26 protein-coding genes and 1 tRNA gene are annotated in these 24,803 nt (G+C 70.5%); 12 read left to right on the plus strand and 15 right to left on the minus strand.

The features are described 5' to 3' along the window. The first annotated feature begins 220 nt into the window (after positions 1-220). Positions 221-1,879, plus strand: coding sequence for a DEAD/DEAH box helicase (locus ABFY20_RS16725; RefSeq protein ID WP_368497335.1), 1,659 nt, complete (start codon positions 221-223; stop codon positions 1,877-1,879). Between the two features lie 91 nt (positions 1,880-1,970). Here ABFY20_RS16725 and ABFY20_RS16730 read toward each other — a convergent pair whose 3' ends face one another. Both ABFY20_RS16730 and ABFY20_RS16735 read right to left on the minus strand, forming a co-directional pair. Beyond that, on the minus strand, positions 1,971-2,564 hold the full coding sequence (locus ABFY20_RS16730) for a YdeI family protein (protein ID WP_368497336.1): 594 nt from the start codon (positions 2,562-2,564) through the stop codon (positions 1,971-1,973). An 82-nt stretch (positions 2,565-2,646) separates the two neighbouring features. After that, on the minus strand, positions 2,647-3,186 hold the full coding sequence (locus tag ABFY20_RS16735; protein ID WP_171703585.1) for an NUDIX hydrolase family protein: 540 nt from the start codon (positions 3,184-3,186) through the stop codon (positions 2,647-2,649). Between the two features lie 131 nt (positions 3,187-3,317). Here ABFY20_RS16735 and ABFY20_RS16740 point away from each other — a divergent pair, with 131 nt between their 5' ends. Continuing rightward, a complete protein-coding gene (locus ABFY20_RS16740) occupies positions 3,318-8,165 on the plus strand; it encodes a DEAD/DEAH box helicase (protein WP_368497337.1) in 4,848 nt (1,615 codons plus the stop codon). Beyond that, positions 8,158-8,946, plus strand: coding sequence for a DNA-formamidopyrimidine glycosylase family protein (locus ABFY20_RS16745; RefSeq protein ID WP_368497338.1), 789 nt, complete (start codon positions 8,158-8,160; stop codon positions 8,944-8,946). Before ABFY20_RS16740 ends, ABFY20_RS16745 begins: the two co-directional genes overlap by 8 nt. 88 nt (positions 8,947-9,034) lie before the next feature. On the opposite strand, the gene ABFY20_RS16750 is transcribed toward ABFY20_RS16745, so the two are convergent. Next, positions 9,035-9,418 (minus strand): MmcQ/YjbR family DNA-binding protein, encoded by a 384-nt coding sequence (locus ABFY20_RS16750; RefSeq protein WP_368497339.1) that lies wholly within the window; start codon positions 9,416-9,418, stop codon positions 9,035-9,037. 113 nt (positions 9,419-9,531) lie between these two features. Between ABFY20_RS16750 and ABFY20_RS16755 the strand changes: the two genes are divergently transcribed. Together ABFY20_RS16755 and ybaK are read left to right on the plus strand one after the other, a co-directional pair. Beyond that, a complete protein-coding gene (locus ABFY20_RS16755; RefSeq protein ID WP_368497340.1) occupies positions 9,532-10,230 on the plus strand; it encodes an alpha/beta hydrolase in 699 nt (232 codons plus the stop codon). Positions 10,231-10,248: 18 nt separating this feature from the next. After that, positions 10,249-10,794 carry a Cys-tRNA(Pro) deacylase gene (ybaK, locus tag ABFY20_RS16760; protein WP_368497342.1) on the plus strand — a complete coding sequence of 182 codons (546 nt, stop codon included), beginning with the start codon at positions 10,249-10,251 and terminating at the stop codon, positions 10,792-10,794. 60 nt (positions 10,795-10,854) lie between these two features. Here ybaK and ABFY20_RS16765 read toward each other — a convergent pair whose 3' ends face one another. The 3 genes from ABFY20_RS16765 to ABFY20_RS16775 form a co-directional block, all read right to left on the minus strand. Next, positions 10,855-11,739, minus strand: a complete 885-nt coding sequence (locus ABFY20_RS16765; RefSeq protein WP_368497343.1) for a hypothetical protein — start codon at positions 11,737-11,739, stop codon at positions 10,855-10,857. 112 nt (positions 11,740-11,851) lie between these two features. Then, positions 11,852-12,625 (minus strand): YqjF family protein, encoded by a 774-nt coding sequence (locus tag ABFY20_RS16770; protein ID WP_368497344.1) that lies wholly within the window; start codon positions 12,623-12,625, stop codon positions 11,852-11,854. A 13-nt stretch (positions 12,626-12,638) separates the two neighbouring features. Beyond that, positions 12,639-12,899: a hypothetical protein gene (locus ABFY20_RS16775; protein ID WP_368497345.1), complete on the minus strand. Its 261-nt coding sequence runs from the start codon at positions 12,897-12,899 to the stop codon at positions 12,639-12,641. Between the two features lie 71 nt (positions 12,900-12,970). On the opposite strand from ABFY20_RS16775, the gene ABFY20_RS16780 reads away from it, so the two are divergent. Beyond that, positions 12,971-13,777, plus strand: a complete 807-nt coding sequence (locus tag ABFY20_RS16780; protein WP_368497346.1) for a thymidylate synthase — start codon at positions 12,971-12,973, stop codon at positions 13,775-13,777. Positions 13,778-13,781: 4 nt separating this feature from the next. Then, positions 13,782-14,309, plus strand: coding sequence for a dihydrofolate reductase (locus tag ABFY20_RS16785; RefSeq protein ID WP_368497347.1), 528 nt, complete (start codon positions 13,782-13,784; stop codon positions 14,307-14,309). Positions 14,310-14,350: 41 nt separating this feature from the next. Here ABFY20_RS16785 and ABFY20_RS16790 read toward each other — a convergent pair whose 3' ends face one another. The 4 genes from ABFY20_RS16790 to ABFY20_RS16805 all read right to left on the minus strand — a co-directional run bounded on the left by ABFY20_RS16790 (position 14,351) and on the right by ABFY20_RS16805 (position 17,605). Further along, on the minus strand, positions 14,351-14,608 hold the full coding sequence (locus ABFY20_RS16790; RefSeq protein WP_368497348.1) for a hypothetical protein: 258 nt from the start codon (positions 14,606-14,608) through the stop codon (positions 14,351-14,353). Positions 14,609-14,790: 182 nt separating this feature from the next. Continuing rightward, positions 14,791-15,321 (minus strand): peptide-methionine (S)-S-oxide reductase MsrA, encoded by a 531-nt coding sequence (msrA, locus tag ABFY20_RS16795; protein WP_368497349.1) that lies wholly within the window; start codon positions 15,319-15,321, stop codon positions 14,791-14,793. Next, positions 15,318-15,815 carry a peptide-methionine (R)-S-oxide reductase MsrB gene (gene msrB, locus ABFY20_RS16800; RefSeq protein ID WP_368497350.1) on the minus strand — a complete coding sequence of 166 codons (498 nt, stop codon included), beginning with the start codon at positions 15,813-15,815 and terminating at the stop codon, positions 15,318-15,320. The genes msrA and msrB overlap by 4 nt, the downstream gene beginning before the upstream one ends. 110 nt (positions 15,816-15,925) lie before the next feature. Then, positions 15,926-17,605, minus strand: a complete 1,680-nt coding sequence (locus tag ABFY20_RS16805) for a molybdopterin-dependent oxidoreductase (protein ID WP_368499814.1) — start codon at positions 17,603-17,605, stop codon at positions 15,926-15,928. A 183-nt stretch (positions 17,606-17,788) separates the two neighbouring features. On the opposite strand from ABFY20_RS16805, the gene ABFY20_RS16810 reads away from it, so the two are divergent. After that, on the plus strand, positions 17,789-18,142 hold the full coding sequence (locus ABFY20_RS16810) for a nuclear transport factor 2 family protein (protein ID WP_368497351.1): 354 nt from the start codon (positions 17,789-17,791) through the stop codon (positions 18,140-18,142). A gap of 21 nt (positions 18,143-18,163) precedes the next feature. Here ABFY20_RS16810 and ABFY20_RS16815 read toward each other — a convergent pair whose 3' ends face one another. Continuing rightward, positions 18,164-18,322: a hypothetical protein gene (locus ABFY20_RS16815; protein WP_171703569.1), complete on the minus strand. Its 159-nt coding sequence runs from the start codon at positions 18,320-18,322 to the stop codon at positions 18,164-18,166. A gap of 81 nt (positions 18,323-18,403) precedes the next feature. Between ABFY20_RS16815 and ABFY20_RS16820 the strand changes: the two genes are divergently transcribed. Beyond that, positions 18,404-19,066, plus strand: coding sequence for a dihydrofolate reductase family protein (locus tag ABFY20_RS16820; protein WP_368497352.1), 663 nt, complete (start codon positions 18,404-18,406; stop codon positions 19,064-19,066). Between the two features lie 90 nt (positions 19,067-19,156). Here the strand turns inward: ABFY20_RS16820 and ABFY20_RS16825 are convergent, their stop codons facing one another. Beyond that, positions 19,157-19,726 (minus strand): dihydrofolate reductase family protein, encoded by a 570-nt coding sequence (locus ABFY20_RS16825; RefSeq protein WP_368497353.1) that lies wholly within the window; start codon positions 19,724-19,726, stop codon positions 19,157-19,159. A gap of 319 nt (positions 19,727-20,045) precedes the next feature. Between ABFY20_RS16825 and ABFY20_RS16830 the strand changes: the two genes are divergently transcribed. Continuing rightward, positions 20,046-20,222 carry a hypothetical protein gene (locus ABFY20_RS16830; RefSeq protein ID WP_368497354.1) on the plus strand — a complete coding sequence of 59 codons (177 nt, stop codon included), beginning with the start codon at positions 20,046-20,048 and terminating at the stop codon, positions 20,220-20,222. A 50-nt stretch (positions 20,223-20,272) separates the two neighbouring features. Here the strand turns inward: ABFY20_RS16830 and ABFY20_RS16835 are convergent. Further along, positions 20,273-20,362 (minus strand) — tRNA-Ser (locus ABFY20_RS16835). Between the two features lie 103 nt (positions 20,363-20,465). Between ABFY20_RS16835 and ABFY20_RS16840 the strand changes: the two genes are divergently transcribed. Then, positions 20,466-21,113 carry a potassium channel family protein gene (locus ABFY20_RS16840; protein ID WP_368497355.1) on the plus strand — a complete coding sequence of 216 codons (648 nt, stop codon included), beginning with the start codon at positions 20,466-20,468 and terminating at the stop codon, positions 21,111-21,113. Positions 21,114-21,244: 131 nt separating this feature from the next. Next, positions 21,245-22,189, plus strand: a complete 945-nt coding sequence (locus ABFY20_RS16845; RefSeq protein ID WP_368497356.1) for a phosphodiesterase — start codon at positions 21,245-21,247, stop codon at positions 22,187-22,189. Here the strand turns inward: ABFY20_RS16845 and ABFY20_RS16850 are convergent. Both ABFY20_RS16850 and ABFY20_RS16855 read right to left on the minus strand, forming a co-directional pair. Next, positions 22,125-23,702, minus strand: a complete 1,578-nt coding sequence (locus ABFY20_RS16850; protein ID WP_368499815.1) for a stealth conserved region 3 domain-containing protein — start codon at positions 23,700-23,702, stop codon at positions 22,125-22,127. The genes ABFY20_RS16845 and ABFY20_RS16850 overlap by 65 nt on opposite strands. A 177-nt stretch (positions 23,703-23,879) precedes the next feature. Continuing rightward, the gene (locus ABFY20_RS16855) at positions 23,880-24,698 is read right to left on the minus strand and encodes a hypothetical protein (protein WP_368497357.1); all 819 of its coding nucleotides are present in this window, start codon (positions 24,696-24,698) and stop codon (positions 23,880-23,882) included. Positions 24,699-24,803 lie beyond the last annotated feature (105 nt).

Below are 24,803 nucleotides of genomic sequence, written 5' to 3' on the forward strand. Positions count from 1 at the left end.
GGGGATCGAGGGCTCGAGAGTGAGCCCCGTGCGTCGAAAGAACGCTCCCTCTTCACACTGATCGCAGCACCGCGGGCCACGACTCGGCCGACCCGGCTGCATCACTTGCAGATACTTCTTGCGGCGAACGGATGCACCGTCGGTGCGTTCGCCATCCTTCCGGACGGGCTGCGAGTCATCGCGCCTGCCCGGACGAACTGCCGGAAAGGCACAGAACACCTTGTCTCAGAACGACACCACCTTCGGCGCGCTCGGCGTGCCCGCTCCCCTCGTCTCGGTGCTGACCGCACAGGGCAAGACGGAGCCTTTCCCCATCCAGGTCGACACCCTGCCCGACACCCTGAACGGCCGCGACGTGCTCGGCCGCGGCAAGACCGGCTCGGGCAAGACCCTCGCCTTCTCCATCCCCATGGTCGCCCGCCTCGCCGGCCCCCTCGCGGGCGGCGCCCGCCGGCCCGGCCGCCCCGTCGGCCTCATCCTCGCCCCGACCCGCGAGCTCGCCACCCAGATCGACGCCACCCTGGCACCGCTCGCCCACGCCTACGGGATGAAGACCACGACCATCTTCGGCGGAGTCTCGCAGTCGCGCCAGGTCACGGCCCTCAAGGCCGGCGTCGACATCGTCGTCGCCTGCCCCGGGCGACTCGAAGACCTCATGAAGCAGGGCTTCGTCTCGCTCGACGCCGTCGAGATCACGGTGCTCGACGAGGCCGACCACATGGCCGACCTGGGCTTCCTGCCGGTCGTCACGCGCATCCTCGACAAGACCCCGTCGACCGGGCAGCGCCTGCTGTTCTCGGCGACTCTCGACAACGGCGTGGACAAGCTGGTCAAGCGATTCCTCCACAACGAGGTGCTGCACTCGGTCGACGAGGCGAACTCGCCCGTCGCTGCCATGACCCACCACGTCTTCGAGACCGAGTCGGTCGAGTCGAAGCGGGTTCTGGTGAACAAGCTGGCGTCGGGAACCGGGCGCCGCATCCTGTTCATGCGCACCAAGCACCACGCGAAGAAGCTCGCGAAGCAGCTCACCGAGTCGGGGATCCCGGCCGTCGACCTGCACGGCAACCTCTCGCAGGTGGCCCGCGACCGCAACCTCGCGGCGTTCAGCGCCGGTGACGTGCGCGTTCTGGTGGCGACGGATGTCGCAGCCCGCGGTGTTCACGTCGACGACATCGAGCTCGTCATCCACGTCGACCCGCCGGCGGAGCACAAGGCGTACCTGCACCGTTCGGGCCGCACCGCCCGGGCGGGGTCGGAGGGCGATGTGGTCACGATCATGCTGCCCGCGCAGCGCAGAGACGTGAAGGACCTGCTGCGCAAGGCGGCGATCACCGTGACGCCCGAGGTCGTTCCCGCGTCGGCGGAGTCCGCCTCGGTCGACGCGCTCGTGGGCGATGTCGCGGCGTACGTGAAGCCCGCCCCGCGCACCACGAACCAGTTGCCGGCCTCCGGTCAGCGACGCACCGGGAACGACGGCGTCTCGTCGGGCGGGTCGCAGGGTGCGAACGCGCAGCGCAAGCGCGCCCGCCGCGGTGGTGCGGGCGTCGGCGCTGGTGGCTCGGGTGACGGGTCGGGTGGCGGCAACGGCGGTCGCAGTCGCACCCGCAACGGCGGCGCAGGCAACGCCGGCGGCGGGGCCGCGGGTGGCGGAGGTCGCGGGCGCGGTCGCGGCGGCGACGCCGGATCGGCCTCGGGCGGCAGCCGCTCGTTCTACAGCACCTCGACCGACCGCCCCGGCGGCGGCTCCGGCGGCGGTGCCGATGGCGGCGCGCGTCGTGGCGATGCACACGGCCAAGGCGGCAACGGCGGGCGCGCGCGCCAGTCGGCAGCATCGTTCTCGGCCGGTTCGAACGGTGGGCGGCGTCGCTCGCGCTGACGCGCATCCGAACAACTGATCGGCGAAGGCCCGTCCCTCAGGGGGCGGGCCTTCGTCGTCTCAGGATGCGCGGGGCCGCCGAGCCACCTGCTCAGTCGGCGCGGGGTGACTGAGGGTAGAAGGTCTCGCCGCGGGCGAGCATGTCGACGAATTTCGCGAGGTTGCGAGCTCGGGTCTCGGCACGCTTGGCGTTGTGGAGGCGGAAGAGGATGGCATAACGGTTCTGCCCGCTGAGGCCGGCGAACGCGGCGGCCGCGGCGGGCTCGGCGGCGAGCGCCGCAGCGAGGTCGTCGGGAACCTCGATCGACTTCTGTGAGGCGTACGCGGCATCCCACCGGCCGTCGGCCTTGGCCCTGTCGATCTCGCGGTGCCCGCCCTCCCGCATACGACCGGCCTCGATGAGGGCTGCGACCTTGTCGCGGTTGACCTGCGACCAGAGGCTCTTCGCGCGCCTCGGGGTGAAGGTCTGGAGGAAGAAGTCGTCGTCGAGCGCGTTGCGGCGACCGTCGATCCACCCGTGGCACAGGGCGACGTCGAGCGCCTCGGCGTAGCTCACCGTGGCGTGCTCGCTGTTCTTCTTGGCGATGCGCAGGCGCACTCCCGAGACCGTCTCGGCGTGCTCTTCGAGCCAGCGTTCCCAGGCGGCGGCGTCGGTGAACTGCAGGTGGTCGTAGTCGTCGGGCACGTGCTCGTCTCGTCTCGTCCCTCGTGTGCGTTCGGTCAGCTCGTGCCGGGTCTGCTCATGGCTGTCGTCGGGCCCGGCCTCATCAGTGAAGCCGGCCCACCGAGGCCAGGGCGGCGCGGAGCAGGCCCCCGCGTCCGCCCTCCATCTCCTCCGAGACCGAGTCGGATGCCGCCTCCTGCGGTGTCATCCAGGTGAGCTCCAGAGCATCCTGCCGCGGCTCGCAGGTGCCGGTGACCGGAACCACGTAGGCCAGCGAGACCGCGTGCTGGCGCTCGTCGTAGTACGGGGAGACGCCGGGAAGCGGGAAGTACTCGGCCACCTGGAACGGAACCGGGCTCGCCGGCAGCTGCGGGAAGGCCATCGGCCCGAGGTCTTTCTCGAGGTGGCGGAACAGTGCGTCGCGGAGCGTCTCGCCGTACATGACGCGACCGGAGACCAGGGTGCGGGCGATGGTGCCGCTCGCACCCACCCGAAGCAGAACGCCGACCTCGACCACCTGGCCGAGGCCGTCGACCCGAACCGGGACGGCCTCGACGTAGAGCAACGGCAGCCGCCGACGGATCTCGGCGAGCTCGCCGTCGCTCAGCCAGCCGGAGTTCGGATCGGGGGTTCGCACGGTCATAGTCCATTCTTACCTGCTGCGAGCATCCTTCTCCGCGCGTGCCGCGGGGCTGTGGAGAACGTGTTGCCGAGGCCGACGCTGTGGACGGCGGCAGACGGGCGGATGTCGGGGGTCTGGGCGAAGATGAGGACATGAGCGACGTGCTCGACAGATTCTCCCCCGCGACCCGCGAGTGGTTCCTGGGTGCCTTCAGCGCGCCCACCTCCGCGCAGACCGGGGCGTGGGAGGCCGTGTCGGGCGGCGACCACGCGCTCGTGGTGGCGCCGACGGGTTCGGGCAAGACCCTCGCCGCGTTCCTCTGGGCCATCGACCGGCTCACCAGAACCATCGAGCCAGGGACCGCGCGCAAGACCTCGGTGCTGTACGTGTCACCTCTGAAGGCCCTTGCGGTCGACGTGGAGCGCAACCTGCGCTCGCCCCTGGTCGGAATCACCCAGACCGCGAAACGCCTCGGCACGGAGCCCCCGGTCGTCACCGTGGGGGTGCGGTCGGGAGACACACCCGCACCCGAGCGCAGGTCGATGTCGAAGAACCCGCCCGACATCCTCATCACCACTCCCGAGTCGCTCTTCCTCATGCTCACCTCGGCCGCCCGGGAGTCGCTCAGCGAGGTGACGACGGTCATCGTCGACGAAGTGCACGCCGTCGCCGCCACGAAACGGGGCGCCCATCTCGCGGTCAGCCTCGACCGTCTCGACACCCTGCTGCCGAAACCCGCCCAGCGCATCGGGCTCTCGGCCACCGTGCGGCCCCGCGAGGAGGTCGCGCGGTTCCTCGCGGGTGGCCGGTCGGTGTCGATCGTCGCTCCCCCGTCGACCAAGAGGTTCGATCTGCGGGTCGTCGTTCCGGTCGAAGACATGGCTCAGATCCCCCCGAAAGAGCCGGGGCTCCGCGAGGGCTCGGCCGCGTCGTCGACGGCGCCGGAGCAGGGGTCGATCTGGCCGCACGTCGAAGAAGACATCGTCGACCGCATCCTGGAGCACCGCTCCTCCATCGTGTTCGCGAACTCCAGGCGGCTTGCCGAGCGCCTCACCGCGCGACTCAACGAGATCTACGCCGAGCGGATGGGGTGGGCGGGGCCCGACGGGGAGTCGCCCGAGGTGGTGGTACTGCCGGTGCGGCGGGAGGATGCGGCGGGGTCGTCGGAGGGGCCGGGTTCATCGAGCGGGTCGGGTGTGGTCGCGATCTCGGCGGCGCAAGGCGGCCGCGCGGTCTCCGCGAATCGCGCCGCCCCTCCGAGCCGGTCCGCGCCGGCGCAGGTGATGGGCGGGTCGGGACAGACCAGCGGTGCCGGCCAGTTCTCCGCCGACGGCGACGACGGCCCGATCCTTGCGCGAGCCCACCACGGCTCGGTGAGCAAGGAGCAGCGGGCCGTCATCGAGGACGACCTGAAGACCGGCAGGCTCCGCTGCGTCGTGGCGACGTCGAGCCTCGAGCTCGGCATCGACATGGGCGCCGTCGACCTCGTCATCCAGGTCGAGGCGCCTCCCTCGGTGGCGAGCGGCCTGCAGCGGGTCGGTCGCGCGGGCCACCAGGTCGGCGAGGTGTCGAAGGGGCTGCTCTACCCGAAGCACCGGGCCGACCTCGTGCACTCGGCGGTCGTCTCCACCCGAATGACCGAGGGCCTCATCGAGACCATCGCCCTCCCCGCGAACCCCCTCGACATCCTCGCCCAGCAGACCGTGGCTGCCTGCGCTCTCGAACCGATCGACGTCGAGGAGTGGTTCGACGTCGTACGGCGCAGCGCATCCTTCGCCGCTCTACCGCGATCGGCTTTCGACGCCACCCTCGACCTGCTTTCAGGCCTCTATCCCTCCGACGAGTTCGCCGAACTCCGGCCGCGACTGGTATGGGACAGGGATGCGGGAACGCTCACCGGCCGGCCCGGCGCCCAGCGGCTCGCTGTGACGAGCGGCGGCACCATTCCCGACCGCGGGCTGTTCGGCGTGTTCATGGTCGGCGGCGAGCCGAAAGACGCCGACCCCGCCACCGGCTCGGCCCGGTCTGCTCCCGGCCGTAGGGTCGGCGAGCTCGACGAGGAGATGGTCTACGAATCGCGCGTGGGCGATGTGTTCGCGCTTGGCGCGACGAGCTGGCGTATCCAGGAGATCACCCACGACCGGGTTCTCGTGCTTCCCGCCTTCGGGCAACCGGGGAGGCTGCCGTTCTGGCGCGGGGAGGGAATCGGCAGGCCGGCCGAGCTCGGCGCCGCCATCGGTGAGTTCACGCGCACGGTCGCCGCTGCCGACCCCGCCGAGGCGCGAGTGCTCACCGACAGAGCCGGGCTCGACGAGTGGGCCTCGGCGAACCTCATCACCTTCATCTCCGAGCAGCGCGAGGCCACCAGGCACGTGCCGAGCGACCGCACCCTCGTGGTGGAGCGCTTCCGCGACGAGCTCGGCGACTGGCGGGTGGTGCTGCATTCCCCGTTCGGCATGCAGGTGCACTCACCCTGGGCTCTCGCCATCAACGCGCGCATCCGTGAGCGCTTCGGCGTCGACGCCAACGCGGTCGCGAGCGACGACGGCATCGTCGTGCGGCTTCCCGACACCGAGAGCGATCCGCCCTCGGCCGATCTCTTCCTGTTCGAGGCGCCCGAGCTCGAGCAGATCGTCACCGACGAGGTGGGCGGTTCGGCCCTGTTCGCGTCGAGGTTCCGCGAGAACGCGGCGCGCGCGTTGCTGCTGCCGCGCCAGAATCCGGGCCGGCGGTCGCCCCTGTGGCAGCAGCGGCAGCGTTCGGCCCAGCTCCTCGAGGTGGCCCGCAAGTACCCCACCTTCCCGATCGTGCTCGAGACCGTGCGTGAATGCCTCCAGGACGTCTACGATCTGCCGTCGCTGCTTCGCATCGCCCGCGATCTCGAGGCAAGGCGCATCCGTGTCGTCGAGATCGAGACCGCCGAGGCGTCGCCGTTCGCGAAGTCGCTGCTCTTCGGCTACGTCGCCTCGTTCGTGTACGAGGGCGACTCGCCGCTCGCCGAACGGCGGGCCGCCGCACTCTCGCTCGACCCGAGCCTGCTCTCCGAGCTGCTCGGCCGCGCCGAGCTGAGGGAGCTGCTCGACCCCGGCGTCATCGACGACACGCAGCGCGAACTGCAGCGGCTCGCCCCCGACCGCCGCGCCCGCGATCTCGAGGGTGTCGCCGACCTGCTGCGCGTGCTGGGCCCGCTGTCGGCGGCCGAGGTGCGCGCCCGGTCGGTCGACGAGCTCGACGTCGGCGCGGCCCTCGACGGGCTGCTCGACGCCAAGCGCGCACTGCGCGTGAGCATCGCGGGCGAGGAGCGCTGGGCGGCGATCGAAGACGCCGGGCGACTGCGCGACGCCCTGGGAGTTCCCGTGCCGTTCGGGGTGCCCGACGCCTTCATCGCCCCCGTCGAGCAGCCCGTGCTCGACCTGGTGAGCCGGTACGCCCGCACCCACGGCCCCTTCCTCGTCGGTGAGGTCGCGGCGAGGTACGGGCTCGGGGTCGCCGTGGTGACGGATGCGCTGCGGCGCCTCTCGGCCGACCGCCGCGTCGTCGAGGGGGAGTTCCGGCCGACCGGCCAGGCCGCCGACGCCGAACGGCTCGGTCAGGCCGGTGCCACGGAGTGGTGCGACGCCGAAGTGCTCCGCCGCCTGCGAAGCCGCTCGTTGGCGGCGTTGCGGCACGAGGTCGAACCCGTCGAGCCGACGACGCTCGGGCGGTTCCTGCCGGCCTGGCAGCACGTGGGCGGCTCGCTGCGCGGAGTCGACGGCGTGCTCACGGTGATCGAGCAGCTCGCCGGGGTGCCTGTTCCCGCGTCGGCGTGGGAGAACCTCGTGCTTCCGGCGCGCGTGCGCGACTACTCCCCCGCGATGCTCGACGAGCTCACCGCCTCGGGCGAGGTGATGTGGTCGGGCCGGGGCAGCCTGCCGGGCAGCGACGGCTGGGTGGCGTTCCACACCCTCGACACCCTCCCGCTGTCGTCGGCTCCTCCCGATGAGTTCGACGAGACCCCGCTGCACCGGGCCGTGCTGCGGGTGCTCGGCCGGGGCGGCGCCTACTTCTTCCGTCCACTGGCCGATGAGGTGGCCCGGGTGCTGGCCGAGGAGGCCGTGGGGGCCGAGCAGACCGACCCCGTGCATCCGTCGGGCGACGCCGAGATCGTCACCGCCATCTGGGACTTGGTGTGGGCGGGGCGCGTGACCAACGACACCGTCGCACCGCTGCGCACGCTCACCGGTTCGGGCAAGGCCTCGCACAGCACGAAGCGCTCTGCACCACGCTCGCGCATGTACCGGGGGCGCGCCATCACCCGCGCGTCGATGCAGACGAGGGTGGGGCCGCCGACGGCGGGCGGGCGGTGGTCGCTCCTGCCCGAGCCGAACGACGACGCGACGCTGCGCGCACACGCGACGGCCGAGATGCTGCTCGACCGCTACGGCGTCGTCACCCGCGGGTCGGTCGTGAGCGAGCGCGTGCCGGGTGGCTTCGCGCTGATGTACCGAGTTCTCAGCCGCTTCGAGGAGAGCGGCCGGTGCCGTCGCGGGTACTTCGTCGAGACCCTGGGCGCCGCACAGTTCGCCACCGGAGGCACCGTCGACCGGCTCCGCGGGTTCGCCCCGGATGCACTCGGTCGCGACAGCGGGCGAGACCGGCCTCCCGTGGCACTCACCCTCGCCGCGACCGACCCGGCCAATCCCTATGGTGCGGCGCTCCCCTGGCCCGCGGTCGAAGGGCACAAGCCCGGCCGCAAGGCCGGCGCCCTCGTCGCGCTCGTCGACGGAGCGCTCGTGCTCTACCTCGAGCGGGGCGGCAAGAGTGCACTAGCCTTCGGCGACGACGCCGAGGCACTGCGCCTCGCCGCCGACTCCGTGGCCGCCGCGGTCACCGGCGGGCGGGTCGACAAGCTCGCCGTCGAGCGCGTGAACGGCGACTTCGTGCTCGGCACCGCGGTCGGCGGCGCCCTCGAGGCTGCCGGGTTCACGGGCACCCCGAGAGGATTGAGGCTCCGTGCCTGAGGGCGACACCGTCTACCGCACGGCCGTGCACCTGAATGCAGCGCTGGCCGGCCGCGTTCTCACCGTGTGCGATCTGCGGGTGCCGAAGTACGCATCCGTCGACCTGAGCGGGGAGACCGTCGACGAGGTGGTGTCGATGGGGAAGCATCTGCTCACGCGAGTGGGCGGGTACAGCATCCACAGCCACCTCAAGATGGAGGGGTCGTGGCACGTGTACCGGCACGGCACGAGGTGGCGACGCCCGGCCTTCCAGGCGCGGGCCGTGCTCGAGAACGCCGAGTGGGTGACCGTGGGGTTCGACCTCGGAACGCTCGAGGTGGTGGAGCGCGACCGGGAGGACGAGGTCGTGGGGTACCTCGGGCCCGACCTGCTCGGCCCCGGCTGGGACGCCTCGTCGGTGACCGAGGCCGCACGGCGGCTGGGTGAAGACGGGGAGCGCGAGATCGACGTGGCGCTGCTCGACCAGCGCAATCTCGCCGGGCTCGGCAACGTGTTCGTGAACGAGCTGTGCTTCCTGCGCGGGCTGCTGCCGCAGCGCCCCGTGGCGGAGTCGGGAGACCTGGCGTCGATCGTCGAGCTCGGGCACCGGCTCATCACCGCGAACCGCGATCGGGTGGAGCGCACCACGACGGGCGACACCCGGCCGGGGCGGCAGACCTGGGTGTACGGGCGCGAGGGGCGGCCGTGCCTGCGGTGCGGAACGCGCATCCGTCGTGGGGCGCTCGGGGCGAACGAGCTGTCGGAGCGGGTGACGTACTGGTGCCCGCGGTGCCAGACGTAGGCGCGCGCGGCGCGTTCACGGGGTCGAGCGGCGCGAGGGGGGGTGCGACGCGTGGCGCGGGACGCAGCGGACCGGATGATCGGAGCGCTCAGGTCACCGGGTCGGCGTCGAGGGCGGCGAGCTGACGCTTCAGTGCGACCTGGCGGTAGGAGGTGTCGACGAGCTCGGCGACGAAGGTCCAGTCGGTGACGGGGGTGATGTCGAGGGCGAGCCACCCCGAGGGGCCGAAGTAGGGCGGCACGAAGACGTCGTCGCGTTCGAGCAGGGCGGGGTGCTCCTCGGGATCGGGTTTGAAGACCACCGAACTCGGCCGGTGCATCGTCGCACCGGCGAACGCGAAGATCTTCTTGCCCGCTCGGAAGGTGGGGCGCCCCCACGACTCGACCTCGACGCACTCGGGGTAGCCCGCGCAGAGCTCGCGCAGGCGCCCGACCACGGGATCTGACTCGGCGAAGAGCTTCGGATGCTCCATGCCGGGAGACTACCCGCCGCCCCGCCGCGCCACCAGGGTCTGCCTCCCGTGGGTCGGCCCGCGGGCACGCGCGACGGCCCGTGGGTGTCGGTGCCCGATGTTAGATTCGGCACATGAACGCGAACGACGACCAGGTCACCATCGACGACGACGCCGTGGTCTGGTCGGTGGCGACGGAGGAGATCTCGGAGCGCCTCGCCGAGCAGCCCCTCGTCGTCGTGATGCACGGGCGGGGTTCGCACGAGAACGACCTCGCTCAGCTGTTCCCCTTCCTCCCTGCCGGCTGCGTGTACGCATCGCTGCGCGCACCGCTGTCGGGGGCCCCCTACGGGATGGGAGGCTTCACCTGGTTCACCGCGAGCGGTGCGCACGGGCCAGAACGCGCATCCGTCGACGACGCCGTCGCCGCTGTCATCGCGTGGCTCGGCCGCGCCGAAGGCCGCTTCGGGGCGCCACCCGCGATCGCCGCGCTCGGCTTCTCGCAGGGCGGCATGATGTCGGTCGAGCTGATGCGCGCCGCGCCCCACCGCTTGGCCGCCGCGGTCAATCTGTCGGGGGCGAGCGCTCACGGCCCCGTCGGAGGCGATGAGGTGCTTACCGAAAGGCGGCCGCCGCTGTTCTGGGGGCGCGATGCGGCCGATCCGATCATCGACGCGGCGGCGATCGCCCGCACCGAGGAGTTCGTGCCGGGGCACTTCGACGTGACCGCGCGCCTGTACCCGGGCATCGCCCACTCGATCTCACGGGAGGAGCTCGTCGAGGTGAGCGCCTTCCTCAGCGAGGCCTTGCGGCTCGACGGCTCGGTCGACTGAGGGCCGGGGTACGGAGCGATGGCGAAGAAGAGTCAGGCGGGAGCGGCGCGGAGCGCGCGGGCCGGCCGCGGCGCCTCGGCCGGTGGCGGGCCGACCACGGCGGCCACCGTGGTGCTCGCGGCGGCGGGCGTGTCGTTCACGGCTCACACCTACGTGCACGACGACTCCGTCACCGACTTCGGCGCCGAGGCGGTGCGCGAACTGGGGCTGCCCGCCGAGCGGGTGTTCAAGACGCTCATGGTCGAGACGGATGCGGGACTCGGGGTCGGCATCGTGCCCGTGAGCGACCAGCTCGACCTGAAGGCTCTCGCGGCCGAGCTGGGTGCGAAGAAGGCGGCGATGGCCGATCGGGCGCTCGCCGAGCGCAAGAGCGGGTACGTGGTGGGGGGCATCAGTCCGATCGGGCAGAAGACGCCGGTCGCGACGGTGCTCGACGAGAGCGCGCTCGCGTTCGACACCATCCTCGTGTCGGGCGGGCGTCGCGGATTCGACGTCGAGCTCGCACCCGCCGAGCTGCTGCGCGTCGTGGGTGGCCGCGCCGCCCCCATCCGCCGCGCTCGCTAGGCGGGCCCAGGCGAACCCGGGCGGGCCATGCCCCCGGGGTCGACAGACCAGGGCCGGGCGCTACGCGCCGGCGGTCACGACGTCGGCGACCCAACGGCGGAGGAAGAGGGCGCCGGCAGCGTCGTTCACGAGGTCGTCCGGCGCGGTGAGCACCGGGTACGGCTTGTCGGGAACGCCTTCGGCAGGGCGCACGTCGACGTGCGCGACCTCGTACGCGTGCTCGAACAGCCAATCGGCCATGGCGTAGTCACCCCGCGAGTCGCCGGCGGTGCGCCACACCTTGGGCAGCGGTCCGTCGGCAGCGATGAGGGCGAGGCCGCGTTCCGCGCCCAAAGCCTTGCCCACCCGCACGTCCTCGATGTCGGTCGAGATGATCGACGGGTCGAGCCGATAGCGGGTGCTGCCGTCGGCAGCCGGGCGGCGCTCGGTTCTCCACACGGCGCCGTCTCCATCCGCTGTGCACAGATCGAGGAGGGCGCGGTCGATCTCGTCCTGGCGCGCGAGATACTCGAGGGAGTCGACGTCGAGGTGCTGCTCGACGGCGAAACCGGTGCGCTTGGTCTCGTCGAAGAACACGACGTCGTCGAAGCGTTCGCTCACGAGCGCTCGCACGGCGTCACGAAGCTCGGTCGGCAAGACCAGCGAGCTGTCGACGACGAGCTCGCCCGCTCCTGCAGAGGTGATGGGGAACCAAGTCGCACCCTTCTCGCAGACGCCGTACACCCGGGCACCCGCCTCGAGCCCTTCGGAGAGCAGCGGCCCGACCACCTCGTCGACGAGGAAGCCGTCGGAGCGCCCCGTGTTGAACACCACCGGCACACCCGCATTGGCGAGCACCACGAGGTCTTCGGCGATCGACGGGATCGCCAGCGACCTGGTCACCGGACTGGCAAGCGGCCCATCGACATCGAGCAGCAGACCGAGCGAGGGGGTGGGGGAAGTCACCCGTCAAGTATCCCCCGCGACCCCACCCGCACGTTCTTGCGGACAAAGTCCGTGATAACGGAGGTTTGGACGGACTTTGTCCGCGAGAAACTGCACGGACCGGGGAAACGGGTCAGCCGAGAGCGGGGTAGGCGCGGCCGAAGGCCGTGTGCACGCCCGGGGAGAAGAGCACGGAGTCGGGGGCGCGGGAGGCGAGGCGGGGGAAGCCCGCGGCGGCGAGCAGCTCGTCGTCGAGGAAGTCGAGGCGGGCGGCGCGCACCTCCCACGGGTCGTGCTGGTTGGGGATGAAGAGCGTGCGGCCGCGGCGGGCGATGTGGAGGCCCCACCGGGCGGTGAGGAAGACCGCGAGCGGGTCGTGCGAGAGGTCGGTGTCGAGGGGCTGCACGTCGATGCGCGAGTGCGGGCCGGTGCGTCCGCCGAAGCCGTGAGCGCCCCGACGCTCCGAGCGGTAGCTGATGACACCGGATGCGGAGGTCGAGATCGACATGCGCGCCCAGCGGTAGGGCAGTCCGAACAAGACGTGCGCCGCGGTCACCGCGGCGAGCCGCGACGACTCGAGCGAGCTGAACACGACACCCCGGCGGCCGGTCTCGTCGACCGAGTACAGCCTGACGTTGATCTCGGGGAAGGTTCCGGCGTACGGGATGGGGCCGAGCGGGCGGAACACGGGAGCCGTCGCGTTCGCGAGCCGGAACGGGATGAGCCCGACCCACGCCGACCCGTCGAACACGTCGGGTCGGGTGCCCGGAGGAAGATACGGTGCGACGACCGCGGGCTCGACCCGCCAGTGCAGGAAGGTGAGCGACTGCCAGTCCTGCTCGTGCAGCGCCCCGCCCGGCATCGGAGGCGCGGTGCGCGACAGGGGCGCGGGCTCCGCGGGGGGCACGCTCGACCGCCCCCTACTCGTCGGCGTCGATGCCGACGACCGCCACGTCGACACCGGGTGAGATCAGGATGTCGGCGCGCTTGTACTTGCCCTCGCCGACGTTCACCTCGAGCCAGGTCGGCACCGCCGACTCGACCGCCGCACGGATCTCCTCCTTGACCTCGTCGATGTCGCGCCCCGAGACCGAGTACTGCTTTCCCGCGTAGAGGATGTTGATGCGCTTCACCGGCTGCCCTTCTTTCGCCACCAGGGTACCGGCAAGCGGGGCGTGCATCCGTGTTGATCGTCGCGACTATCCACGAAACACCGACGACGACATCCGAGAATGCGTCTACGCTCGACCTGATGAACACGATCGCGACGCCCTACGAAGACCTGCTGCGCGAAACACTCGCCACGGGCACACCGAAATCCGACCGCACGGGAACCGGCACCCGCAGCGTCTTCGGCCGTCAGCTGCGGTTCGACCTGGCCGAGGGCTTCCCACTCATCACCACGAAGCGGGTGCACTTCAAGTCGATCGCGTACGAGCTGCTCTGGTTCCTGCGCGGCGAAGGCAATGTGGGCTGGCTGCAGGAGAACGGCGTCACCATCTGGGACGAGTGGGCCGACGAGCGCGGCGAGCTCGGCCCGGTGTACGGGGTGCAGTGGCGCTCGTGGCCGGCCCCCGACGGCGGCGCCATCGACCAGATCTCGCAGGTGATCGACACCATCCGCACCGACCCCGACTCCCGGCGCATGATCGTGTCGGCCTGGAACGTCGCCGACATCCCGCAGATGGCACTGGCTCCCTGCCATGCGCTGTTCCAGTTCTACGTCGCCGACGGCAAGCTGTCGTGTCAGCTCTACCAGCGCAGCGCCGACCTCTTCCTCGGCGTGCCGTTCAACATCGCCAGCTATGCGCTGCTCACCCAGCTCATCGCTGCGCAGACCGGCCTGGGTCTCGGCGACTTCGTGTGGACGGGTGGCGACTGCCACATCTACGACAACCACGTCGACCAGGTGCGGTTGCAACTCGAGCGCGACCCGTTCCCGGCGCCGACCCTGCGCATCGTGAACGAGCGGGCGAGTGTGTTCGACTACGAGTACGACGACCTCCAACTCGTCGACTACCAGCACCACCCCGCCATCCGCGCAGCCGTCGCGGTCTGACGCCGTGGGCATCGCACTCATCTGGGCCGAGGCCGCGGGTGGCGTGATCGGGGAGGGCGGCGGCATTCCGTGGCACCTGCCCGAAGATCTCGCGCACTTCCGCGAACTCACCACCGGCTCGCCCGTCGTGATGGGGCGGCGCACGTGGGAGTCGCTGCCCGAGCGGTTCCGGCCGCTGCCCGGCCGCGACAACATCGTGGTGACGAGGCAGAGCGGATGGTCGGCTGACGGCGCCGAGACCGCGAACGACCTCGAGGCGGTGCTGGCGCGCTTCGCCGGCGCGCCGATCGTCGCCGGCGCAGTACCCGCGGCCGTGGCGACGGCGTGGGTGATCGGCGGGGGCGAGATCTACGCGGCATCGCTCCCCCACGCGACCCGCGTCGAGGTCACCGAGGTCGATCTCGAGGTCGCGGGCGACACCCGGGCGCCGGCGCTCGGCCCCGAGTGGGCGCGGGAGACCGACCCGGCCGAAGGCTGGTTCGAGTCGCGCACCGGCATCCGCTACCGGTTCCACACCTTCACGCGCGCGTAGCGGCGACTCGCACCCCGCACCCGCCGCCCGGCCGCGGCGGCTCAGTCGTAGATGTGCGTGACGCTCCAGAAGGGGCCGCCGTGGCGACGGACGACGTCGAAGACGCGGCTGACGCCCGCCTCGTTGGTGGCCTGGAAGCGCCAGGCGGCGAAGTCGGGTGCGTGGGTGCCCCAGTAGAGGCCCTCGGGTTCGGTGGGGCGATCGGTGACCCGCCAGCGCTCGCGCTGCCAGAGCATGCGCACCGGAACCGCGTCTGCGAACCAGATCGTTGCCACCTCGGTGAGATCGATGGTGCTCATCGCGCCTCCAGACATTCGAAAGTGTGTTCGAACATCCATGATGCTCCCGACGGGCGCGACACGCCAAAGGGCCGCGGGCACGAGACCGGGGTACGGTCGAAGAAAGCGGGGAGCGCGACCGGGATAAGGGGCGCTCCCCGCTTCTGTGTCGATGCTACCGAATGCGGTGTCGACCCGAAGGACTAGGCCCCGGCGGCAGTCGCCTGCTCACGCCTCGGCAGCACCCATCCGGGTCGCACGTAGTGGCAGGTGTACCCGTTCGGATAGCGCTCCAGGTAGTCCTGGTGCTCGGGCTCGGCCTCCCAGAACGGTCCCGCGGGAGCGAGCTCGGTGACCACCTTGCCCGGCCACAGGCCCGAGGCGTCGACGTCGGCGATGGTGTCCTCGGCGACGGCGCGCTGCTCGTCGTCGACGTAGTAGATGCCCGAGCGGTAGCTCGTGCCGATGTCGTTGCCCTGACGGTTCTTCGTCGACGGGTCATGGATCTGGAAGAAGAACTCCAGCAGCGACCGATAGCTCGTCACCGTCGGGTCGTAGGTGATCTCGATCGCCTCCGCGTGGGTGCCGTGGCGACGGTAGGTCGCGTTCGGGACATCTCCTCCGGTGTAGCCGACCCGGGTGTCGAGCACGCCGGGACGCCGGCGGATGAGATCCTCCATGCCCCAGAAGCAGCCTCCGGCCAGGATCGCCTTCTGCGTTGCGGTGTCGCTCATCGGGTTCCCTCCTCGGGAGTCGTGGTGGTCGTGGCGGATGCGGTCGCGGAGAGGCCGAACAAGGGAAGGAACTCCCCGTACCCCTCCGCCACGAGCGAGGCGACCGGCACGAAGCGCAACGCGGCGGAATTGATGCAGTAGCGCATCCCGCCCGCCTCGCGCGGGCCGTCGGGGAACAGGTGGCCCAGGTGACTGTCGCCGCCGGAGGAACGCACCTCGGTGCGCTTCATGCCCCAGCTGCGGTCGGTCTTCTCCACGATGCGGGACCGGTCGATCGGGGCGGTGAAGCTCGGCCAGCCCGACCCGCTGTCGTACTTGTCGGTGGAGGCGAACAACGGCTCGCCCGAGACGACGTCGACGTAGATGCCGTCGTCGTGGTTGTCCCAGTACTGGTTGCGGAACGCCGGCTCGGTCTCGTCGTCTTGCGTGACGCGGTACTGCTGGCGGGTGAGACGCGACAGCGCCTCAGGGGTCTTGACGTACTCGGTGGTCACGAGATCTCCTCTGTCTTCGCGCCGCTGGCTGCGGCGTCACAGAGCAGAACAATCGTTCTGCTCGCATTGTTCCCGCGGGCGGCAGGAAGATCCGGATGCTCACCGCCGACTCAGGTCACCGTCACGAGAGAGCGCTGCCAGCCGGTCGACCCGTCGGGTGCGATCGGAGCGCGCTCCTCGACCTGGAGCTTGCCCCGCTTGTCGGTGGCGCGCACCGTGACGTAGTGCACACCCGAGGTCGCCTCCCAGTCGACGTACCACTGCACCCAGGTCTCGTCGTTGACGGCGGTGGAGAGGGTGGCGGGAATCCAGTCGGCGTCGTCGATCGACACCTCCACCTTCTCGATGCCGACGGGCTGCGCCCAGGCGACGCCGGCGATCTTCGTCGCACCCGCCGGCACCGGCGTGTCGACCCGGGGCGTGTCGATGCGGGAGGACAGCTTGATCGGCGCCTTCTCCGAGTACCCGCGCGGCGTCCAGTACGCCTCGTCGTCGGCGAAGGTGGTGACCTTCAGCTCCGTCAGCCACTTCGTCGCCGAGACGTAACCGTAGAGGCCGGGCACGACCATCCGTACCGGGAACCCGTGCTCGAAGGGCAGCGGCTCGCCGTTCATGGCCACGGCGAGGATGGCGTCGAGGTTCTCGTCGGTGAGGCTCGACAGCGGAGTGCTCGCGGTGAACCCGTCGGAACTCGTCGAGAGCACCATGTCGGCACCGCTCTGCACCCCCGCACGCTGGAGCACGGTGCGCACGGGCACGCCCAGCCACTTCGCGGTGCCGAGAAGGCTGCCGCCCACCTCGTTCGACACGCAGGTGAGGGTGATGGAGTACTCGTCGAGCCCGAGGTCGAGGAGGTCTTGGAAGCTCAGGGTGAACTCGTTGTCGACCATGCCGGTGACCTTGAGACTCCAGGTGCCCGGGTCGAGCTCGGGGACGGTGAGGGCGGTGTCGACCCGGTAGAAGTCGGCGTTCGGGGTGTACAGCGGGGAGAGCCCGTCGATCGTCAACTCGGCGCCTTGCGGCACGGCGACCGTCGAGCGGGCGGCGGGCAGCTTGAGGGCTGCGCGGATGCCGTCGATCGACGAGGTGGCCGCCGAGACGATGCGGGCGCCGGTTCCGACGACGGCCGAACCGACGGCGGCGATGACGGCGAGCCCGAGGAAGCGTCGGCGGTCGAGGGCGGGCTCGCGGGCGGAGGTGGGTGTGCCGGATGCGTCGCCTGCAGGGCCGACCGCTCCGTCGCCGGAAACCTGGGCGGCAGTGCCTGCACCCGCCCGGTTCGGGACGGGCGTGACGGCGTCACGGCGGTTCGGGGCCGGATGCGCATCCGTCACCCCTGACAACGCAGCCACCCCCGCCCGCCACCCGCGGAGGCGGGCGGCGAGGAGATGGAGGAGCACGAGGGCGACGAGCGTGCCGACCACGGTCGGGACGGCGGCGAGCGGGCCGGCCGAGGCACGGGTGACCACCGCCGCGACGGCGAGCGCGCCGGCCAGCGCGACGAGCACGAGACCGAGCGGCGGACGCACGAGCTGCAGCAGGCCGGCGATCGCGGCGGCGATGACGACGGCGACCCCGAGCGAGAGCAGCAGGAAGAGCTTGTCGTTCTCACCGAAGGTCTCGATGGCGAACTCCTTCGCCCAACGCGGCACGATGTCGATGACGAAGGAGCCGACCGCGAGCAGCGGGCCGCCGTCACGACCGGTGAGGAGCGCCACCGCCTCGGCGACGGCGAGGAGAGCACCGGCCGAGACGACGCCGGCGACGGCGGCGAGGAAGGCGAAGAACATCCTGCGTCGTCGGCGCCCTCCGCGCGGCGGGCTCGGCTCCCGGTTCGGCTGCTGCGACATCGACTGCCTCCTCACACGGCCGCGCCAGAGGCACGGCCCGCCCTGGCACGCTGCCGGGGCCTGTGAGAGGGATTCGTCGCGGCACGGGTCGCGGATTGGTCCGTACAGGGCGACACTCGTCTCATGACCGAGCGCATCGCATCCTGGATCGAGGGCTACCGCACGGCGTGGGAGTCGAACGACCCCGCCGACATCGTCGCCCTGTTCACCGAAGACGCCGAATACCGCGACGGCCCGAGCACGCCACCCTGGGTGGGGCACGACGACATCGTGGTGAAGTGGCTCGAGGCGCGCGACGAGCCAGGCGACACCACCTTCACCTGGCAGGTGCTCGTCGACACGCCCGAGCTCGGGGTGGCCCAGTGCGTGAGCGAATACCCGAGGCAGTCGAAGATCTACGACAACCTGTGGGTGGTGCGATTCGCCCCCGACGGGCGGGCGAGCTCGTTCACCGACTGGTTCGTGCTGCGCGACTGAGGCGCCGGGCGCGGGTCGGACCTACGCGCGGCGGCGGATGTACCGGATGAGCGCGGCGATGATCGCGAGGATCACGACGACGAGGCCCACCCAGAGCAGGAACTTGGCCGCCTCCACGAAGATGCCGATGAACAGCAGGACGAGGCCGATGATGAGAGCTGCTACAGCGATACCGATCATGCTTCAACCCTGGCCCGGAGCATCCGATTCCGCACGCATCCGATGATGTGAACGCCGTCCACATTCGGCTAGGGTGAGCGCATGACCAAGCTTCGCGTGCACAACCTCGCCGTCTCGATCGACGGCTTGGCCACCGGAGAAGGGCAGAGTCTCGAGGCACCCTTCGGGCACGCCGGGCATCGGTTGATGGGCTGGTTCTTCCCGACCCGGGCCTTCGCCGCCATGACAGGTCACGAGGCCGAAGCGGCGGGGGCGGGCACACGCGGTGTCGACGACGCGTTCGCCGCCGCGACGAACGTCGGCATCGGCGCCGAGATCATGGGCCGCAACAAGTTCGGGCCGCAACGCGGGCCGTGGCACGACGAGAGCTGGAAGGGCTGGTGGGGCGACGAGCCGCCGTTCCACACGCCCGTGATCGTGCTGACACACCACCCGCGCCCCGACTTCTCGCTCGGCGAGACGACGTTCCTCTTCCGCGACGCGGAGCCGGCCGAGGCGCTGGAGATCGCCCGCGAGCAGGCGGGCGGACTCGACGTGCGGCTCGGGGGCGGGCCGACGGTGGTGCGCGCGTTCCTCGAGGCCGACCTCGTCGATCACCTGCACATCGTGGTGGTACCGATCGTGCTCGGTCGCGGCGAGCGCCTGTGGGACGGGCTCGAAGGCCTCGAGGAGCGCTTCGACGTCGAGTCGACGGCCTCCCCCACGGGCGTCGTGCACTACGTCTTCTCGCGGAAGGCGCGCTGACCCATTTCACGTGGCATGAAAAGATGCCAGACAGCAGCTCCAGCGAACCCGGAGTCGCCGAGCATCGCCACTCAGGGCTCTCGCGACGGTTCAGCGCAGCGCGCGGTAGCTGTTCCAGACCACGCCGCTCGTGAAGGGGCGGCTGGCTGTGAGTTCGAGCCGCGCATCCGTCGGTTCGGCGAACAGGGGGATGCCCGTGCCGAACAGCACGGGGTTCACCTTGAGCAGCAGCTCATCGATCTCGGGGAGCAGCGCGCTCGCGAGTCGCCCGCCGCCGCAGAGCCAGAGGTCGCCGCCCGGCTCGGCCTTCAGCTCGCGCACGCGGGCGAGCGCGTCGCCCCGCACGAGCTCGATGCCGTCGGCGACCGCCTCGTCGGCGAGGCTCGACGAGAACACGAGGTGACGCAGGTGCGGGTAGGCGTCGGCGACACCCGCGTCGAGCCCGACCTTGTGGGTGGCCCTTCCCTCGAGCACCGTGTCGAAGCGGCCGGACCCGCGGAGCCCGAGCGCATCGCGCACGAACCCGGGGAGGGTCTCCGGATGCTCGGCCACCAGCGCGTCGATGTGCGGCCCCTCGACGGGGAACCGGTCGAAGCTCCCGTCGCCCTCGGCGATGAACCCGTCGGCGCTCACCGCCACGAAGTACACGAGCGATCGCACAGCACTCCTCCCTCGCCGACGCCGGCGTCAGGTCTCGCGGACCGCTTTTCGCACTACGGGCGACACGGAGACCCAAGAAGGGTACCGCGGGGTGGACAGCCGCGTCGTCGTGCTCCGGTCCACGGGTTTCCTCCGGGGAGGTCCGCTACAGCGTGCCCGGGGGCGCATCCGGCCCGCGCTGAACTGCATCCTGAAGGGTGCCCGGGACAGACAGGGAAAGCCCCCGCACGCCTAGGGAACGTGCGGGGGCTTCCGGGGTTGAGCGAAGGATGTCGCCTGCAGCAACCGTACCCGCCCAGGGCGGCGTGCCGTCGACGACATGCTCTACCTCGCGCGCAGCATCGAAGACGACGACGACATGATCGTCGAACACGTCGACGGGATGCCCGTCGACGCGGAATGGCACAGAGAACGCGAGAAGGAACACAGTGTCATCTCAGGCGACGCGCTCATCGAACGAGGTCGAAGTGTGGTCAGACGAGGCACCCGGGAATGACGAAACCCCCTGACTTCCTCGCCATTGCTCGGAAGTAGGGGGCTCATCTGTGGCGGTACCGGTGGGATTTGAACCCACGGTGGAGTCTCCCCCACACAACTTTTCGAGAGTTGCACCTTCGGCCGCTCGGACACGGTACCGGGGACGAGTGTACGCGAGCGACCGCCGTCTCGCCAATCGGCAGCCGCCCATGCCATTCTGATGGGCGGGGCCGAAGGAGCGGAGCCGGGAGGCGGAGGCGGGATGACGAACGACGAGCACCGCCGCACCACCTGGGAGACCGCCACCTCGGTGCCGCTGGTCGTGCTCTCGCTGGTGTTCATCGCCTGCTACTCGGTGCGGGTCATCGACACCGAGCTGCCCTCAGAGGCACAGATCGCGGTCGGGGCGGTGATCGGGCTCATCTGGGCCGCCTTCGCCGCCGACTACCTCGTGCGGCTCGGTCTCGCGCACGACAAGGGTCTCTACTTCCGATCCACGCTGCTCGACCTGGTGTCGGTGCTGGTGCCGGTGTTCCGGCCCTTCCTCCTGCTCAACCGGCTTCGGGACATCCCGTTCTTCCGCCGTCGCAGCGGTTCGTCGGTGCGCATCCGTCTGCTCATCTATGCGGCACTGTTCGTGGTGCTGTTCGTGTACTCGCTCGCGTTGGCGGTGCTCGCGGCGGAGCGCGGCGCACCCGGCGCCAGCATCCTGTCGTTCGGCGATTCCATCTGGTGGGCCTGCGTCACAATGACGACCGTCGGCTACGGCGACATGGTGCCCGTCACGGTTCTCGGCCGCACCCTCGCCGTGGTGCTCATGTTCGGCGGAGTGGCGATCGTGGGCGTGGCGACGGCAACGATCGTGTCGTACCTCAACGAGACGATCGGCCGCCGACGTCACGATCGGTGAACACTCGGCGAACGCATCGCGACTCGCTGGGCGATGTTCGCTTCCCGTTCAGATTCGCGTGCTTGAGTCGTGACAGCACCACGGATGGGTCACTAACCTGGAGGCCCGCACCTCACCCGAATGGAAGTCCTGTGACTCACCGAACGGCCGAGTACCCGAGGCCGAACCACTTCCTGCTGCACATCAGCGACACCCACCTGCTGGCCGGCGGCGGCCGCCTCTACGGCAGGGTCGACAGCGAGAGCCTGCTGCGCGAGCTCTTCGACGAGCTCGAGGCATCGGGCAGCCGACCGGAGGCCATCGTGTTCACCGGCGATCTCGCCGACAAGGGCGAGCCGGATGCGTACGCCCGGCTCCGCGCGATCGTCGAGCCCGCCGCGGTGCGGCTGGGCGCCAAGGTGATCTGGGTGATGGGCAACCACGACGACCGCGGGGCGTTCCGGGCCGGTCTCCTCGGCGAGCTGCCCTCCGACCGTGCCGTCGACCGGGTCTACGACGTGAACGGGCTGCGCGTGATCACCCTCGACTCGACGGTACCGGGCCACCATTACGGCGAGGTCACCGGCGACCAGCTCGACTGGCTCGCCGAGGAGCTCGCCATGCCGGCACCGCACGGCACCATCCTGGCCATGCACCACCCGCCCGTGCCGAGCGTGCTCGACCTCGCCGTCTCCGTCGAACTGCGCGACCAGCGGGGGCTCGCCGAGGTTCTCGAAGGCACCGACGTGCGCTCCATCATCGCAGGCCACCTCCACTACTCCACCACGGCGACGTTCGCGGGCATCCCGGTGTCGGTGGCCTCCGCCACCTGCTACACCCAAGACCTCAACGTCGAGTTCGGTGGCACCAGAGGCCGCGCGGGCGCGCAGGCCTTCAACCTGGTGCACGTCTACGAGCACACCGTGCTGCACTCGGTCGTGCCGGTGGGCGACTACCCGGCGCTCGACGTCATCTCCGCCGAGGAGACCAGGCGGCGCCTCGCCGCCGACGGCATCGAGATCGCTGCCGCGGTCAGCCCGCGGGTAGCACCTGAGCCGCCGATGACGATGCCGATCCTCCTGCCGTCGCCGGTGTGACCGGCTTCTCCCACGGCGCCGGGAACGGGAAGTAGCGCTCGAGGAACGAGATCACCGCGGTGGTGCGCTCCTCGACGCCGATCTCGGGCTTCGAGCCGTCGTTCAGGCAGAACATGTCCATCGAGCGGCGCTTCAGCAGCGCATCCATCTCTTTCAGCGCCGCCTTCAGCGTGGTCTCGATGTACTTGACCTTCGCCTCGGTCTGCACCACGGCACGCCCGGTCATGAGCGCGTAGTAGTGGTAGAACGAGTTCGTCACCGAGATGTCGGTGGCCGAGCGGAACGGGCTCGCCGTGGTGCGGGCGAAGGCGTCGGCGAACTCGCTCTCCATCTCGAACAGCACGCTCTTGCGCAGCGGGGCGGCGCAGTGCTCGAGGTGACGGGTGGTGACGCGACCGAAACGCTGCTGCAGCAGCTCGCGGTTCACCCGGGCGGCGTTCTCGAAGCCGCTGCGGTGCACAGCGTTCGAGCCGAGCCCGATGCGCGTGTTCGCCTCGACGAACTTCGTGATGCCGCCGGGTGAGAAGAACAGGTCGGGCTGCACAGGCCGGCCGAAGAACATGTCGTCGTTGGAATAGAGGAAGTGCTCCGACAGCCCTGGGATGTGGTGCAGCTGCGCCTCGACCGCGTGCGAGTTGTGGGTGGGCAGGTCGGCGAGGTTCGTGAAGAACTTCTCGCTCGGCATGATGGTGACCCTCGGGTCGTCGGCGAGCCACTCGGGCTTCGGCGAGTCGGTGGCGATGAAGATGCGCCGCACCCAGGGCGCGAACATGTACACGCTGCGGAGCGCGTACTTCAGCTCGTCGATCTGCCGGTAGCGGGCTTCGGAGTCGTCTCCGTCGCCCACCACGTAGTTCGCCATGCGCTTGGCGCGGGCCCGCTGGAACTCGATGGCGGTGCCGTCGACCCACGAGAACACCATGTCGACGTCGAAACCGATGTCGCTCGCGAGCGTGCTGAACATGCCCTCGATGGTGCGCCAACTGCGGCCGTAGAGCTCGACGCTGGTCTGGACGAGCTCGTCGGCCGGGATGCGGCGGCGGGTGAGCGAATTCTCGACGGGAGCCTCGACCTCGTCTCCGTCGTGCTGCCAGAACTCCAGCTGCACCGCGGTCTCGGCGCCGTAGCGCAACCGACCGATCGGTTCGATGCGGGGGCGGAACAGGCGCATCACGCGCGCTTTCGGGTCGCGCGCCAGCTTGCCGTCGGCGACCAGCACAGCGGATGCCCGGGGGGCCTTCGAATAGAACGGCTCACTCGAGAGCGCCGCCACCAGCGCGGCCTTCGCCTTCTTGCGGGCCGCCCAGTCGACGGCGAGCACCGGGCGCTCGTCGTTACCGCGCACCAGGAGGAACCTCACACCAGCCTCGTCGAGCGCAGCGGCGATGTAGAGGAGATCTTCGATCATGGACTCGCGCGGAGTGGCGTGACCGTTGAGCAGGGTGAACTGCCCCTTCCGCAACACGATGTCGTCGCGATCGAGCGCGATGGGGTGGGTCGAGGCGACCCTCAGAACCGATTCGAGATGGGGGGCGCCGGATACGTCGCGAGTCACAGTCGCCTCCTTTGAACGGTGCTGTCGGGGTGTGGTGCGGTGGTCTCCTGCCCTCGTCGCCAGTCTTCCCATTTTACTCCCCGCCGGCCGCTTCGACGACCGTGGCGCCCTGGCCGCCTGCGGCGCCGTCGCCCGTCACTCCGCGGGGGGCACGATCTCGATGTCGACCTCGACGGCGTCGTGCGGATGCCCCTCGAGCCACCGCTCGAGTTCGTCGGCGGCCACCTGGTCGACGACGTCGAGCTCGAGGCTCTGGCCGGAGTATTCGGTGGCGCGCGCTGCGGCACCGAGGAGCGGGGCGACTCCGTCGAGCGACTGCCAGAGGGCGACGGCGTCGTCGACGGGATCGACGTAGCTGCGCTCCACCGAGAACCAGCGGTCGTCGGTGTAGGCCCCGAAGGTGAGGTTCTCCTGCACCCCGCCCGCCGTCTCCGCCGCCGACACCATGCGCCGGGTGGCGGCGAGCAGGCCGGCAGGGCCTCCCGCCGCCACGAGGTCTCCCCTCGTGACGTCGTAGATCGAGTGGCCCTCCGCCCCGCGCGCCTGCACCGCGGTGGAGCCGGGGTCGCGCCACATCTCGGCGAAGACGGCGAAGGTGGCGTCTCCGCCGAGGTTCGAGAACCCGTCGCCGTCGCCCAGCTCGAAGCCCACGTCGATGTCGTTCCAGGGCGAGTCGTCGAGGCGCGCCACCACCCGTCGGCGCAGCTCGTCGAGCTGCACCTCGGTGACCTCGGTCTCGACCTGCACCGTCACCGACAGCACCAGGTCGTACTGGCCGCCGGCACCGCCCGAAGCCGAGACCACGTGCGGGAGGGCCCTCAGCTCGTCGACGAGCTGGGCGGCCCGCGCATCGGTGCGACCGTCGACGCACCCGGTCAGGGCCACCGAGAGCAGCATCGCGAGCAGGGCGACTCCCGCGCTCGACGCGGCGCGGCGAAGACGTGAAGAGGACATCGGCACTCCAGGCGAGTTTTTCTCATCATAGTCGACGACGGGACCAAAGACCCTGGCGGCGGGGAGACGGCCGCGTGTTAGCCTGGCCTAAGTAGGGCGCGGTGA

The sequence above is a fragment of the Herbiconiux sp. A18JL235 genome (assembly GCF_040939305.1).
In the GTDB taxonomy this organism is placed as follows: domain Bacteria; phylum Actinomycetota; class Actinomycetes; order Actinomycetales; family Microbacteriaceae; genus Herbiconiux.

Excerpts from the sequence above, each read along its gene's own strand:
- ABFY20_RS16735 (WP_171703585.1), bottom strand. The coding sequence starts at position 3,186 with ATGACCGTGCGAACCCCCGATCCGAACTCCGGCTGGCTGAGCGACGGC.
- ABFY20_RS16740 (WP_368497337.1), top strand. The coding sequence starts at position 3,318 with ATGAGCGACGTGCTCGACAGATTCTCCCCCGCGACCCGCGAGTGGTTC.
- ABFY20_RS16750 (WP_368497339.1), bottom strand. The coding sequence starts at position 9,418 with ATGGAGCATCCGAAGCTCTTCGCCGAGTCAGATCCCGTGGTCGGGCGC.
- ABFY20_RS16755 (WP_368497340.1), top strand. The coding sequence starts at position 9,532 with ATGAACGCGAACGACGACCAGGTCACCATCGACGACGACGCCGTGGTC.
- ybaK (WP_368497342.1), top strand. The coding sequence starts at position 10,249 with ATGGCGAAGAAGAGTCAGGCGGGAGCGGCGCGGAGCGCGCGGGCCGGC.
- ABFY20_RS16775 (WP_368497345.1), bottom strand. The coding sequence starts at position 12,899 with ATGCACGCCCCGCTTGCCGGTACCCTGGTGGCGAAAGAAGGGCAGCCG.
- ABFY20_RS16780 (WP_368497346.1), top strand. The coding sequence starts at position 12,971 with ATGAACACGATCGCGACGCCCTACGAAGACCTGCTGCGCGAAACACTC.
- ABFY20_RS16790 (WP_368497348.1), bottom strand. The coding sequence starts at position 14,608 with ATGAGCACCATCGATCTCACCGAGGTGGCAACGATCTGGTTCGCAGAC.
- msrA (WP_368497349.1), bottom strand. The coding sequence starts at position 15,321 with ATGAGCGACACCGCAACGCAGAAGGCGATCCTGGCCGGAGGCTGCTTC.
- ABFY20_RS16805 (WP_368499814.1), bottom strand. The coding sequence starts at position 17,605 with ATGTTCTTCGCCTTCCTCGCCGCCGTCGCCGGCGTCGTCTCGGCCGGT.
- ABFY20_RS16810 (WP_368497351.1), top strand. The coding sequence starts at position 17,789 with ATGACCGAGCGCATCGCATCCTGGATCGAGGGCTACCGCACGGCGTGG.
- ABFY20_RS16815 (WP_171703569.1), bottom strand. The coding sequence starts at position 18,322 with ATGATCGGTATCGCTGTAGCAGCTCTCATCATCGGCCTCGTCCTGCTG.
- ABFY20_RS16820 (WP_368497352.1), top strand. The coding sequence starts at position 18,404 with ATGACCAAGCTTCGCGTGCACAACCTCGCCGTCTCGATCGACGGCTTG.
- ABFY20_RS16830 (WP_368497354.1), top strand. The coding sequence starts at position 20,046 with ATGCTCTACCTCGCGCGCAGCATCGAAGACGACGACGACATGATCGTC.
- ABFY20_RS16840 (WP_368497355.1), top strand. The coding sequence starts at position 20,466 with ATGACGAACGACGAGCACCGCCGCACCACCTGGGAGACCGCCACCTCG.
- ABFY20_RS16855 (WP_368497357.1), bottom strand. The coding sequence starts at position 24,698 with ATGTCCTCTTCACGTCTTCGCCGCGCCGCGTCGAGCGCGGGAGTCGCC.